Genomic DNA, 11,356 nt, shown 5'->3' on the forward strand with positions numbered 1-11,356 from the left:
GGGGTGCCCAAATTGTGTTCTTTTTTGGGGGGGGGGGGGGGGGGGGCGGGGGGTGCGGGGCGTGGCCTTCGACTTCGTTCAGGCTGAACGGGGTTTGGTGTCCAGCCCCGTTTCCCACCCTCCGTTCAGCCTGAGCGAAGTCGAAGGCCAAGGGCCGAAACCCTCACAACTCCCTACGGAAATACACCACCCGCTCGGTTTCGACGAACCCCAGCGCGCGGTGCATCGCATGCGAGTCGGTATTGGCCAGCTCGGCGTCTGACGCAAACTCGGCACAGCCCTGCGCCCGGCCCCAACCCGCCACCGCCGCGACCAGCGCCCCGGCCACTCCTTGGCGGCGATGGCCCGGATCGACATACAGCCCTTCGAGAAACAGCACCGGCGAGCCGTCGCACCCATTGACGTAATCCCGCCGCACCGCCGCCTCGGCAAAGCCGATCACCCGGCCGTCCAGCAGCGCAACGAAATTGCCGTCACCCTCGGGCAAATCCGCCGGATCACCCGCTTCCTCGCCCCAAAGCCCCGCCCGCAACGCCAGCCATCCTTCCCGATGCTCCGGCGCGGCGGGCGCGACGATCATCGGTTGAGCCGCAGGCGCAGCGCCACCGACTTGGCGTGCGCCGGAAGCCCCTCGGCATGCGCCAGCGCGACCGTCGCGGGGCCGAGTTCGGCCAGCGCGGTCTCGGTCAGGCCCAGGAAGCTGGTCCGCTTCATGAAGTCGAGCACCGACAGCCCGCTGGCGAAGCGCGCGCGGCGTCCCGTGGGCAGGACATGGTTCGGCCCGGCGACATAATCGCCGATCGCTTCGGGGGTATGGCGGCCGAGGAACACCGAGCCCGCATGGCGCAGCCGGTCGAACAGGGCCTGCGGATCGTCCACCGCCAGCTCCAGATGCTCGGGCGCGAGCCGGTCGACCAGCGGCATCGCGGCCTCCAGTGAATCGACCACGATGATCGCGCCATTCGCATCCCAGGCGGTGCGCGCGACGCTGGCGGTCGCCAGTTCGGGGATCTGCCGGTCGACGGCTTCGGCCACGCGGGTCGCGAAGTCGGCATCGTCGGTGAACAGGATCGACTGGGTGACGGTGTCGTGCTCGGCCTGGCTCAGCAGGTCGGCGGCGATCCAGTCGGGGTCGTTCCTGCCGTCGGCCACCACGACGATCTCGGAGGGGCCAGCGACCATGTCGATGCCGACCATGCCGTACACCTGGCGCTTGGCCTCCGCGACCCAGGCATTGCCGGGGCCGGTAACGACATCGACCCGCTGGATGCGGCCCGCACCATAAGCCAGCGCGCCCACCGCCTGTGCGCCGCCGACCCGCCAAACCTCGTCCACGCCCGCCAGATGCGCAGCGGCGAGGACGAGATGGTTGATCTCGCCCTTCGGGGTCGGCGTGACCATTACCAGCCGCTCGACCCCGGCCACCTTGGCAGGAATCGCGTTCATCAACAGCGAGGAGGGATAGGCCGCGCGGCCGCCGGGAACATAGATCCCGGCCGCGTCCACCGCCGTCCAGCGCGCGCCCAGCCGTACGCCCTGCGCATCGACATAGTCGGTGTCGGTCGGCTTCTGCTTTTCGTGATAGGCGCGGATGCGCGCGGCGGCGAGGTCGAGCGCGGCGCGCAGTTCGGGCTCCAGTGCCTCATAGGCGGCGCGGCAGTCGGCCGGTTCGATCCGCCAGCCGGTTTCAGCCAGGTCGTGGCCGTCAAACTGCTTGGTGAAGGCCGCCACCGCCGCCTCGCCATCGTCACGCACCGCGCGCAGGATCACCTGCACGTCGCGCGCGACATCGGCATCGCTCTCGCGCCGGGCATCGACCAGTTCGTCGAACGCGGCGGCAAAGCCCGATTCTTGCGTGTTCAGCCGGATCATGCCGCTTCCCTCTCGGCCACCGCGCGGCGGAACGCCTCGACCAGCGGCACCACGGCGCTGCGCGTCTTCATCGCGGCGCGGTTGACGACCAGGCGCGAGGTGACCTCTTCGATCACCTCCACCTCGACCAGCCCGTTTTCCTTCAGCGTGCGGCCCGACGACACCAGGTCGACGATGCGCGGTGCCAGGCCCAGCGTCGGGGCCAGCTCCATCGCGCCGTTCAGCTTGACGCACTCGGCCTGCACGCCCCGCGCGGCGAAGTGGCGGCTGGTGATATGCGGATATTTGGTCGCGACGCGGACATGGCTCCACCCGCGCGGATCGTCGCCCTCCGCCATCGCGACGGGCTCGGCGACCGAGATGCGGCAATGGCCGATCTTCAGGTCGACGGGCGCATACAGCTCGGAATAGCCGAATTCGGACAGCACGTCCGATCCGACGATGCCCAGCTGTGCCGCGCCATGCGCGACGAAGGTGGCGACGTCGAAGGCGCGGACGCGGATCAGCTCGATGCCGGGGACATCGGTCGCGAAGCGCAGCGCGCGGCTGTCCTTGTCGGTGAAGGCCGGTTCGGGCCGGATGCCGGCGGCGGCGAGCAGCGGCAGCGCCTCGGCCAGGATGCGTCCCTTGGGGACGGCGATGATGAGCGGCTGGACCATGAGGATCGGGGGCTTAACCCCCGCCATCGGGGATCGCAATTCTTATCCTCCCCTGCAAGGGGAGGTGGCATCGCGTCAGCGATGACGGAGGGGTGTCACCCTGTCGAGAACGCCCTGCCCCTCCACCACCGCTTCGCGGCGGTCCCCCTCCCCAAGCAAAGCTTGGGGAGGATTGGATTTACACCTTCGCGGCGTAGATCATCCGGCCGGGGCCGAGATTGGCGAATACCCGGTCCAAGTCGTTCTCGCCGACCGCGAAGCAGCCCTGGCTGCGGCCCAGCATCCCATGGGTGCGGATCATGTCGCGATTGGCGTACCAGGCCGAATGGATCACGATCGCGCGGCCCAGCGCATTGTCGTTGGTCGGGTCCAGCCCGACGAGACGCTGCGACCGGCCATGCTTGCCGACATAATAGTCGTCGGTCAGGAAGGCGCCCTCGCTGCTGGCGTTCGAGTTGAACGCATTAGAGAAACGCTGGAGATAGCCGCTGTGCGACGGGTCCGACCCGCTGCCATGCGAGACGAGCAGCGACTGGCTCTTGCCGCTGACCAGATCGATCAGGTGGAGGCGTGGTTCGGACGAGCCGACCGCAAAGTCGACGATCGCCATCCGGTCGCGCTGGCCGATCCGCCCGTTATGCCGTTGCAGCGACGCCATCGCCGCGCGCAGCAGTTCCGGACGCACCACCCGCGACGAGGCCAGGATCGGCTGTGCCGGGATCGGATCGGGCGCACCGGGCAGCGTGGGATGTTTCGGAACCGGCGGCTGGCGAAGTGGGCGGAGATCCCCCGCGGTCAGGCGACCCCGGGCCGTTGCCGCACCCGGAACCGCGAGCGCCCCGGCCAACACCAGCGCGTTCTTCAACAGCGCGCGCCGACCCGGCGCAGCGTCCAGATTTTCGAGCATTATGATCCTTCAAACCCCAGAATTCCCGCGACTCCTAGATAGCAGGGAAGGGTCCGTTTTTCTGCCCTTCCCCCTATCGGTTGATCGCTTGGTTCCATCGATTCGGCGAAAGTTCCGGCTCAGCGTAAAAAATTTCGCTCGGCACCAAATGTGGCTTGACGTGTTTAAGAAATTATGAACTCGCCAAGGAAAAGGGATATGAAGGCTTTCGCTTTTGCCGCCCTGCTCGGGGTGACCACTCTGGGTTTCGCCGCACCCGCTTTTGCCGAAGAGGGGCCTGCCACCGCCACCATCGCCCAGGCCGCCGCCGCGCTGGCGCCCAACCGATTCGTCTGGGCCGATCCGCAAATGGCGGCGGTCGATCCGGTCGTCCAGCCGGTGACGGTCGTCGTCAGCCTGCCGATGCAGCGCGCCTATGTCTATCGTGGCGACACGATGATCGCGGCGGCGTCGGTGTCGACGGGCAAGGATGGCAAGGACACGCCGGTCGGCATCTTCCCGATCCTGCAGAAGCGCGAGATGCATCGCAGCAATCTCTACAATTCGGCGCCTATGCCGTTCATGCAGCGGCTGACTTGGGACGGCGTGGCGCTGCACGCGGGCAACAACCCCGGATTTCCCGATTCGCATGGCTGCATCCGGCTGCCCAGCGCCTTCGCCAAGAAGCTGTTCTCGATCACCACGGTGGGGACCAATGTGATCGTCACCGACCAGATGGTCGGGGATCATCTCGATCCGGCGCTGCTGGATACCGAGGCGAGCCAGGCCAATCAGGCGCAGCTGGCGTCGCTGGTGCGGTGAGGGATTCCCGTGCGCTTCGACTTCGCTCAGCGTGAACGGCCGTTGGTATCGACCCCCAAACCCCGTTCAGCCTGAGCGAAGTCGAAGGCCACGCGAAGACCTATGCCACCAACCCCAACGCCCGAAGCTGCGGCCGAAGCGTCGCCTCGTCGGTGAAATGCAGCGCATGGATTCCCATCGCCGCCGCCGCATCGATATTGGCGCGATTGTCGTCGATGAACACCGCCTGCCCCGGCTCCAGCCCGAACCGGGCGAGCGCGAGGGCGTAGATGGCGGGGTCGGGCTTCACCAGCTTTTCGTCGCCCGACACCACGATGGCGCGGAAGCGATCGAACAACGCCGCCTCGCGCGCCCGGAAGGGCGGCCAGAATTCATGGCTGAAGTTCGTGATCGCGAACAGCGGGACGCCCGCCGAATCGAGTTCGGCGACCAGTTCGTGCATCCCCGGAATCGGATCGCCGATGCTCTCGCCGAAGCGCGGGCCCCAGGCGGCGATCAGGTCGCGATGCTGCGGGTATAGCGCGATCAGCTCCGCCGAGGTGTCGGCGAAGTCGCGGCCCGCATCATGCTGGAAATGCCATTCGGTCGTGACGACATCGCGGACAAATGCATCGAGCGCCCGATCGTCCGCGATCAGGCGCCGATACAGGATCCGGGGATCCCAGTCGTAGAGTACGCGACCGACGTCGAAGATGACGGCGGTCGGCCGATCGGAACGGGCCGCGGACACGCCGCCAGCCTCGTCCTGTTCGATCAGCCCCAAGAGCGATTAGCCCTGGCGCGCCTTGAAACGACGGTTGGTCTTGTTGATGACATAGGTGCGGCCGCGACGGCGGATCACGCGGTTGTCCCGGTGGCGATCCTTGAGCGACTTCAGGGAATTGCGGATCTTCATGATCGATTCGCTTCTTTTGAACTGGAGGGTGATCTGGAAAGCGTCGCCGCCTAGTGGCAAAGGGCGGCCAAGTCAAGGTTGGGGCATGACATGAGGGTCATCCGCCACGCGGCCTCTTCCGCCGCTGGATCAACCCCCATATGTCATGCGTTGCCCATCCGTAACATCTTCAAGGTGCCCCCCACTCATGAAAGCCCGCTCGCTCCTGATCCTCGCGGCCGCCGCCGGAACGCTGGCCGCCTGTTCCACCACGGGTGGGCGCCTGCCGCCGACCGAGGTGATTCGCTATCATCTGGGCGAGCCGATCGCGCGCGGGACCGTTCGGGTCGAGCCGCTGTCGAACACCGGCCCGGCCAGCATCGAGTTCAAGACCTATGCCGCCGCGGTCGAAACCGCGCTGCTCCGCAACGGCTATACGCTGCCCCAGGGCGATGCGCAGCCCGACTATATCGCGACCGTGGCCTTCACCCGCGCCAACCGGCTGGGCCCGCCGCGCCCGTCGCCCTTCTCGATCGGCCTGGGCGGCGGCAGCTTCTCGGGCGGTCGTGGCGGTGGCGTCGGGCTGGGCGGGGGCGTCAGCTTCCCGATCGGCAAGAGCCGTCCGCAGGAGATCATCGGCACCGAGCTGTCGGTCCAGATCAAGCGCCGCGCCGACCAGTCGCCGATCTGGGAAGGCAGCGCGCGCAACATCGCCCCGATCGAGGCGGTGGCGAAGGTCGATGCCCAGGCCCAGGCCGCCAAGCTGGCCGATGCGCTGTTCACCAAATTCCCCGGCGAGTCGGGCCGCACCATCGAGGTGAAGTAAGGCGATGACGCTGACCATCAACGCCGCCTTCGACGGCGGCAATATCTGCCTTGTCGGGATCGAGGGCGACCGGGTCGACCTGGAGATCGTGAACGACCGGGATTCGGACTTCTACCAGTGGTTCTATTTCCGGGCCGGTGGGGTGAAGGGGCGCACGCTGACCTTCCGTATCCTGAACGGTGCCGGGTCGGCCTTTGCCGATGGTTGGCCGGGCTATCATGTCCGCGCCTCGACTGACCGGCAGGACTGGCGCATGACCCCGACCCGCTATGCCGACGGGGTGATCGAATGGCAGTGGACGGGCGAGTCGGACCTGGTCTGGTTCGCCTATTTCGAGCCCTATACGATGGAGCGCCACCACGATCTGGTCGCGCGGATCGCCGCGCGCGGCGTCCATCACGAAGAGATCGGCCAGACGCTCGACGGCCAGCCGATCGACTATTTCCGCCTCGGTTCGGGTGCGAAGCAGGTGTGGCTCTATGCCCGCCAGCATCCGGGCGAATCGATGGCCGAATGGTGGATGGAGGGGGCGCTCGACTGGCTGACCAGCCCGGCGGCGGAGTCGCTGCTGGCGGCGGCGACCGTGCATGTCGTGCCCAACATGAATCCGGACGGCACGCGGCGCGGGCATCTGCGCACCAATGCGGTGGGGGTGAACCTCAACCGCGAATGGCACGCGCCCACCCCCGAGCGCAGCCCCGAAGTGCTGTGCGTGCGCGACCGCATGGACCGGACCGGCGTCGACTTCGCGATCGACGTCCATGGCGACGAAGCGATCCCGGCGAACTTCATCGCCGGGTTCGAGGGGATTCCCAGCTGGACCGAGGAGCATGGCGCCAAATTCTATGAATTCGGTCGCCGCCTGGCCGCGCACACCCCCGATTTCCAGACCCAGATGGGCTATGAAAAGGCGAGCGCGGGCAATGCCAACCTCGCCATGTCCACCAACCAGCTCGCCGAGCGGTTCGGCGCGGTGTCGGTGACGCTGGAAATGCCGTTCAAGGACCATGATCCCAATCCCGACGCGGTCCATGGCTGGTCGGGCGAGCGGTCGGCGAAGCTGGGCGTGTCGTGCCTGGAAGTGCTGTCGGAGATGATCGGGGACATCTGATCGGGGAGTGGGGGGGGCGCTCCGGAGGGGCGTCCCTTGGCCTTCGACTGCGCTCAGGCTGAACGGAGCGACGGACGTTACGCCGATTTCCCCAACCTTCGTTCGGCCTGAGCGAAGTCGAAGGCCAGGCCCGGCGCTACCGGCGCACCCCCTCCATCGCGAGGTAATGGTCCAGCTCCGCCAGCACCCGCTCCAGCCCCGCCGCATCCCCGGCCTCGGCCCGCACGGTCAGCGCGGCTTGCGTGTTGGACGCCCGCAACAGCCACCAGCCATCCGCCGTCCGCACCCGGACGCCATCCGTGTCGTTGACCTCGGCCCCGTCACGGGCCAGCGCCGCCGCCACCCGGTCGACGATCGCGAACTTGTCCGATTCGGATATGACGATCCGCGTTTCGGGAATATCGACCATCGCGGGCATCGCCCCGCGCAGCTCGGTCATCGAGCGGCCTGCCAGATGCGCCGCGCGGATCAGGCGGATCGCGGCATAATGCGCATCGTCGAAGCCGTACCATTCGCCCGCGAAGAACATATGGCCCGACATCTCGCCGCCCAGCGGTGCGGCGGTTTCGGCCATCTTGGTCTTCATCAGGCTGTGCCCGGTCTTCCACATCACCGGTTGGCCGCCCAGCGTCGTGATATGGTCGAACAGCGCCTGGCTGGCCTTCACGTCCGCGACGATCGGCGCGCCGGGATGCTCGGCGAGTGCGGGCCCGGCCAGCAGCATTAGGATCTGGTCGCCCCAGATCACGCGGCCCAGCCCGTCGATCGCGCCGATCCGGTCGCCGTCGCCGTCGAAAGCGAATCCGAAGTCGAGCGACTTCTCGGCCACGAGTCGCTTCAGCGCGTCTAGGTTGCCCTCGACCGTCGGATCGGGGTGATGATGCGGGAAATGACCGTCCACATCGGTGAACAGCGTGTGATGCTCACCCGGCAGGCGCTGGACCAGCTTCTCGATGACCGGGCCCGCCGCGCCGCTGCCGCAGTCCCACCCGATGCGATAGGCACCCCCGGCATAGCCCGCCATCAGCCGGTCGACATAGGCGTCGAGAATGGCGTGCTCGCTCACCCGCCCCTGGCCTATGGTCCAGTCGCGCGTCCGCGCCATCCGCGCCAGGTCCTGCACATCCTCGCCGAAAAACGGGCGGTGGTGCAGCACCATCTTGAAGCCATTGTCGTCGCGGGGATTGTGGCTGCCCGTTACCTGTACGGCGCCGTCCACCCCTAGGGTCGCCTCGGCGAAATAGACCATCGGGGTGGGGCCCAGCCCCAGCCGGACGACATCGACGCCGCTTTCGCACAGCCCCTCGACCAGCGCGGCCTCGAGCGCGGGCGAGCTGAGCCGGCCGTCGCGCCCGACCGCGACGCGGGAGCCGCCCGCGCGCCGCACCCGGCTGGCAAAGCCGCGCCCGACCGCATAGGCGGCGGCTTCGTCCAGCGTCTCGGGCACGGTGCCGCGCACGTCATATTCGCGGCACGCGCTGGGATGGATCGCGGCGGCGCGTTCAGCCACCACGCCGGTCCAGCAACAGGTCGCGCGCGGCGTTCACCCGCCGCGCGAGTTCGGCCGAACCGCCGCGATCGGGATGGACCTGGCTCACCAGCCGCCGATGCGCCTGGCGGATCGCCTCGACATCGGCATGCGGCGGCAGGTCGAGGATCGCCAGCGCCTCCGCCTCGTCACGCGGCAGGCGGGGCGTGCGCGCCGTCCTGGCGGGGCGGGGCATGTAGCGCCACACCAGCCAGATCACCGCCAGCGCGATCAGCCATTTCACGCCGTCCGCATCCCGTATCCGATCATGCGGCCGCGTCGGTTTCGGTCGTGCCGCCCAGCGCGGAACCGTCCTCGCCCGGCTCGGGCAGCTGGAGCGCGGCCATCATCTCGCGCAGTTCCTGCCGCGCGGCGACATGGCCCAGCCCCATCGCGCCGAATTCCTTGGAGTCGATCATGGTCAGGCCGTTGGGGAACATCTCGCGATAGATGACCCGCTCGCCCAGCCCCGGAATGATCCGGAAGCCGACCCGGCGCGACAACTGGGTCAGCGCGTCCGACACGCGGCGCATGTTGCGTGCCTCGATATGCTGAAGCCGGTTGCGCAGCACGACCCAGTCGATGGTGGTGCCGTCGGCCCGCGCCCGCTGCTTGCGCGCGTCCCAGATCAGCTCGGAATAGAAGCTGGGGCGCGTGACCTGGAAACTCTCCGGATCGACCTGGCCGATCAGGTCGAAATCGACGAAGCTGTCGTTCATCGGCGTGACCAGCGTGTTGGACAGGGCCGCTGCCGTCCGCGCGAAATGGTCGTCGCGGCCCGGCGTGTCGACGATCAGGAAGTCGGCATCCTGCGACAGGCCGAACCACAGCTCCTCGAACCCCTCCTCGGTCTGGGTGGTGTGGGTCGCATGGACCGGCATGGGCAGGGCATGGCCGGTACGCCGGATCGTCTCGGCGCGATTCTCCAGATACCGGCCGACGGTGCGCTGGCGATGATCCAGATCAAGACAGGCGACTCGGGCCCCCTTGGCGGCCAAAGCGATGGCGACATGGACCGCCGTCGTCGATTTGCCAGTGCCACCTTTTTCATTGGCAAAAACAATTACGTGGGTTGAAGATAGCCGCTCCGGCAACTCGTCGCTTCCTTATTGATCCCCGTTGCCACCCTTCATAGAAGCCCTCGGCGTGGGGAACGAGGGGTAAAATCAGTGGAAGTCATTCGGGATCGCGAAGCGCTGGCCGCGACGCTCGGCACGTTGCGGGCCGAGGGGGCGCGCGTGGCGTTCGTGCCGACCATGGGCGCGCTCCATGCCGGGCATATCGCGCTGATCGAGGCGGCGAAGCGGCCGGGCACCAAGGTGGTCGCGTCGATCTTCGTCAATCCCCGGCAATTCGGCGCGGGCGAGGATCTGGGCCGCTATCCCCGGCGCGAGGCGTCCGACCTGCGCATGCTGACCGAGGCGGGATGCGATGCCGTCTGGATGCCCAGCGTCGAGACCATGTATCCGGAGGGGCATGCGACCACCATCCATGTCGCGGGCGTCAGCGAGGGTTTTGACGGCGAGGCGCGTCCCGGCCATTTCGACGGCGTCGCCACCGTCGTCGCCAAGCTGTTCAACCAGGTCCGCCCCGACGCGGCCTATTTCGGCGAAAAGGATTTCCAGCAGCTGGCGGTGATCCGCCGCATGGTCGCCGATCTCGACTTCCCCATCGATATCGTCGGCGTGCCGACCCAGCGCGACGATGACGGTCTGGCGCTGTCGTCGCGCAACATCTATCTCGACGAGGAACAGCGGGCCAAGGCGGTGGCGCTGCCCCGCGCGCTGGGCGTCGCCGCGCGGGCGATCGGGCGGGGCGAGGAGGTGGCGACGGTGCTGGCCGATGCCCGCGCCACGCTGACCGCCGCCGGGTTCGAGGTGGACTATGTCGCCCTGGCCGATGCCGAGACGCTGGCCCCCGATCCCGCCGCCGACCGCCCCCGTCGCCTGCTGGCGGCCGCGCGTATGGGATCGACCAGACTGATCGATAATATCGCTATCACACTCGGTTAATGAATTAACCAATTTGTGACCGTTATGGCCATAGACCCATGCTCGTGGACACGGTGTCCGCAAGAGGGGCATGGATATGGCCAATAGCAGCAAATCCGCGCAGTTCCTGATGGAAAGCCGGATCGCCGACCAGATGGCGACCGACGGCGCGGCGATGTACGATCTGGGCGTCGCCTTTTCGACTGGCTCGGGCGGCGCCCGCCTGGACCTGATCGAAGCGCACAAATGGTTCAACCTGGCGGCGGTCGCGGGCTTCCTGCCCGCGCAGATCGCACGGTCCGAAGTGGCCGAAGACATGACCGCGCGCGAAATCGCCGAAGCGCAGCGCCAGGCCCGCGCCATGCTCTACGGCCATCTCCCGCAGATGCGTGCGGCTTGAGGTCCTGACACCCCGCCGATAAATGGCCCTGATCGTTTTCGATTTGGGGGGGGCGATGGACGACAAGATTGACGGCCAGGTGACCCTCAGTCTCGGGCGCGTCGCCGTTCATGTCGGGGTCGCGACATTGGTAAGCATGTCGGTCACGATCATGCTGGAGCGATACGGCCATTTACCGCACGGGATGGTGGTCAATAACGCAAGAGGCAGGTCGTTCGTCTGGCTGATCGGGCTGTTGCTCGGTCTTCTCGCACGGCGAATGCTGAACAAGATATTCCCGGTGCAGGGGAAAGGCGGAGCGTAGAGGCCGCCATGTCCGCGACATGGGGCATTCGGGATCGCAGGGGCGGTGACGGCTCCGTCATCGGCCGACGGGAATGATCGACG

At 67.4% G+C, this 11,356-nt stretch carries 15 protein-coding genes; 6 read left to right on the forward strand and 9 right to left on the reverse strand.

All coding sequences use genetic code 11. The features are described 5' to 3' along the window. Positions 1 to 163: 163 nt before the first annotated feature. The 4 genes from aac(6') to ABIC44_RS14235 all read right to left on the reverse strand — a co-directional run bounded on the left by aac(6') (position 164) and on the right by ABIC44_RS14235 (position 3,438). Positions 164 to 580: an aminoglycoside 6'-N-acetyltransferase gene (gene aac(6'), locus ABIC44_RS14220; protein WP_354296208.1), complete on the reverse strand. Its 417-nt coding sequence runs from the start codon at positions 578 to 580 to the stop codon at positions 164 to 166. Beyond that, entirely contained in the window at positions 577 to 1,872 is a 1,296-nt protein-coding gene (gene hisD, locus ABIC44_RS14225; RefSeq protein ID WP_354296209.1) for a histidinol dehydrogenase, read from the reverse strand. Before hisD ends, aac(6') begins: the two co-directional genes overlap by 4 nt. Continuing rightward, positions 1,869 to 2,531: an ATP phosphoribosyltransferase gene (gene hisG, locus ABIC44_RS14230; RefSeq protein ID WP_261271083.1), complete on the reverse strand. Its 663-nt coding sequence runs from the start codon at positions 2,529 to 2,531 to the stop codon at positions 1,869 to 1,871. Before hisG ends, hisD begins: the two co-directional genes overlap by 4 nt. 178 nt (positions 2,532 to 2,709) lie before the next feature. Continuing rightward, positions 2,710 to 3,438: a murein L,D-transpeptidase catalytic domain family protein gene (locus ABIC44_RS14235; protein WP_354296210.1), complete on the reverse strand. Its 729-nt coding sequence runs from the start codon at positions 3,436 to 3,438 to the stop codon at positions 2,710 to 2,712. A 198-nt stretch (positions 3,439 to 3,636) separates the two neighbouring features. Between ABIC44_RS14235 and ABIC44_RS14240 the strand changes: the two genes are divergently transcribed. Further along, positions 3,637 to 4,239: a L,D-transpeptidase family protein gene (locus tag ABIC44_RS14240; RefSeq protein ID WP_354296211.1), complete on the forward strand. Its 603-nt coding sequence runs from the start codon at positions 3,637 to 3,639 to the stop codon at positions 4,237 to 4,239. Positions 4,240 to 4,339: 100 nt separating this feature from the next. Here the strand turns inward: ABIC44_RS14240 and ABIC44_RS14245 are convergent, their stop codons facing one another. Next, on the reverse strand, positions 4,340 to 4,996 hold the full coding sequence (locus ABIC44_RS14245) for an HAD family hydrolase (protein ID WP_354296259.1): 657 nt from the start codon (positions 4,994 to 4,996) through the stop codon (positions 4,340 to 4,342). 12 nt (positions 4,997 to 5,008) lie between these two features. After that, on the reverse strand, positions 5,009 to 5,134 hold the full coding sequence (ykgO, locus tag ABIC44_RS14250; RefSeq protein WP_003046794.1) for a type B 50S ribosomal protein L36: 126 nt from the start codon (positions 5,132 to 5,134) through the stop codon (positions 5,009 to 5,011). A 187-nt stretch (positions 5,135 to 5,321) separates the two neighbouring features. On the opposite strand from ykgO, the gene ABIC44_RS14255 reads away from it, so the two are divergent. Both ABIC44_RS14255 and ABIC44_RS14260 read left to right on the forward strand, forming a co-directional pair. Next, positions 5,322 to 5,939 (forward strand): DUF4136 domain-containing protein, encoded by a 618-nt coding sequence (locus ABIC44_RS14255; protein WP_307102305.1) that lies wholly within the window; start codon positions 5,322 to 5,324, stop codon positions 5,937 to 5,939. A 4-nt stretch (positions 5,940 to 5,943) separates the two neighbouring features. Beyond that, positions 5,944 to 7,050: a M14 family metallopeptidase gene (locus ABIC44_RS14260; protein WP_354296213.1), complete on the forward strand. Its 1,107-nt coding sequence runs from the start codon at positions 5,944 to 5,946 to the stop codon at positions 7,048 to 7,050. Between the two features lie 136 nt (positions 7,051 to 7,186). On the opposite strand, the gene pgmG is transcribed toward ABIC44_RS14260, so the two are convergent. The 3 genes from pgmG to ABIC44_RS14275 are packed head-to-tail and all read right to left on the reverse strand — an operon-like array spanning position 7,187 to position 9,672. Next, a complete protein-coding gene (gene pgmG, locus ABIC44_RS14265; protein ID WP_354296214.1) occupies positions 7,187 to 8,560 on the reverse strand; it encodes a phosphoglucomutase/phosphomannomutase PgmG in 1,374 nt (457 codons plus the stop codon). After that, a complete protein-coding gene (locus tag ABIC44_RS14270; protein WP_354296215.1) occupies positions 8,553 to 8,822 on the reverse strand; it encodes a DnaJ domain-containing protein in 270 nt (89 codons plus the stop codon). Before ABIC44_RS14270 ends, pgmG begins: the two co-directional genes overlap by 8 nt. Before the next feature lie 22 nt (positions 8,823 to 8,844). Beyond that, positions 8,845 to 9,672, reverse strand: coding sequence for a division plane positioning ATPase MipZ (locus ABIC44_RS14275; RefSeq protein WP_307102313.1), 828 nt, complete (start codon positions 9,670 to 9,672; stop codon positions 8,845 to 8,847). A 75-nt stretch (positions 9,673 to 9,747) separates the two neighbouring features. On the opposite strand from ABIC44_RS14275, the gene panC reads away from it, so the two are divergent. From panC to ABIC44_RS14290, 3 genes are all read left to right on the forward strand, one after another. Beyond that, the gene (panC, locus tag ABIC44_RS14280; protein WP_309691785.1) at positions 9,748 to 10,590 is read left to right on the forward strand and encodes a pantoate--beta-alanine ligase; all 843 of its coding nucleotides are present in this window, start codon (positions 9,748 to 9,750) and stop codon (positions 10,588 to 10,590) included. Positions 10,591 to 10,666: 76 nt separating this feature from the next. After that, the gene (locus ABIC44_RS14285; protein ID WP_354296216.1) at positions 10,667 to 10,969 is read left to right on the forward strand and encodes a hypothetical protein; all 303 of its coding nucleotides are present in this window, start codon (positions 10,667 to 10,669) and stop codon (positions 10,967 to 10,969) included. 55 nt (positions 10,970 to 11,024) lie between these two features. After that, the gene (locus ABIC44_RS14290; RefSeq protein WP_354296217.1) at positions 11,025 to 11,273 is read left to right on the forward strand and encodes a hypothetical protein; all 249 of its coding nucleotides are present in this window, start codon (positions 11,025 to 11,027) and stop codon (positions 11,271 to 11,273) included. Positions 11,274 to 11,356 lie beyond the last annotated feature (83 nt).

The organism is Sphingomonas sp. 1185, assembly GCF_040544655.1.
Classification (GTDB): domain Bacteria; phylum Pseudomonadota; class Alphaproteobacteria; order Sphingomonadales; family Sphingomonadaceae; genus Sphingomonas.

What these genes read in the sequence shown, in the direction of transcription:
- hisD (WP_354296209.1), bottom strand. Translation starts at nt 1,872, where the DNA reads ATGATCCGGCTGAACACGCAAGAATCGGGCTTTGCCGCCGCGTTCGAC.
- hisG (WP_261271083.1), bottom strand. Translation starts at nt 2,531, where the DNA reads ATGGTCCAGCCGCTCATCATCGCCGTCCCCAAGGGACGCATCCTGGCC.
- ABIC44_RS14235 (WP_354296210.1), bottom strand. Translation starts at nt 3,438, where the DNA reads ATGCTCGAAAATCTGGACGCTGCGCCGGGTCGGCGCGCGCTGTTGAAG.
- ABIC44_RS14240 (WP_354296211.1), top strand. Translation starts at nt 3,637, where the DNA reads ATGAAGGCTTTCGCTTTTGCCGCCCTGCTCGGGGTGACCACTCTGGGT.
- ykgO (WP_003046794.1), bottom strand. Translation starts at nt 5,134, where the DNA reads ATGAAGATCCGCAATTCCCTGAAGTCGCTCAAGGATCGCCACCGGGAC.
- ABIC44_RS14255 (WP_307102305.1), top strand. Translation starts at nt 5,322, where the DNA reads ATGAAAGCCCGCTCGCTCCTGATCCTCGCGGCCGCCGCCGGAACGCTG.
- ABIC44_RS14260 (WP_354296213.1), top strand. Translation starts at nt 5,944, where the DNA reads ATGACGCTGACCATCAACGCCGCCTTCGACGGCGGCAATATCTGCCTT.
- ABIC44_RS14285 (WP_354296216.1), top strand. Translation starts at nt 10,667, where the DNA reads ATGGCCAATAGCAGCAAATCCGCGCAGTTCCTGATGGAAAGCCGGATC.
- ABIC44_RS14290 (WP_354296217.1), top strand. Translation starts at nt 11,025, where the DNA reads ATGGACGACAAGATTGACGGCCAGGTGACCCTCAGTCTCGGGCGCGTC.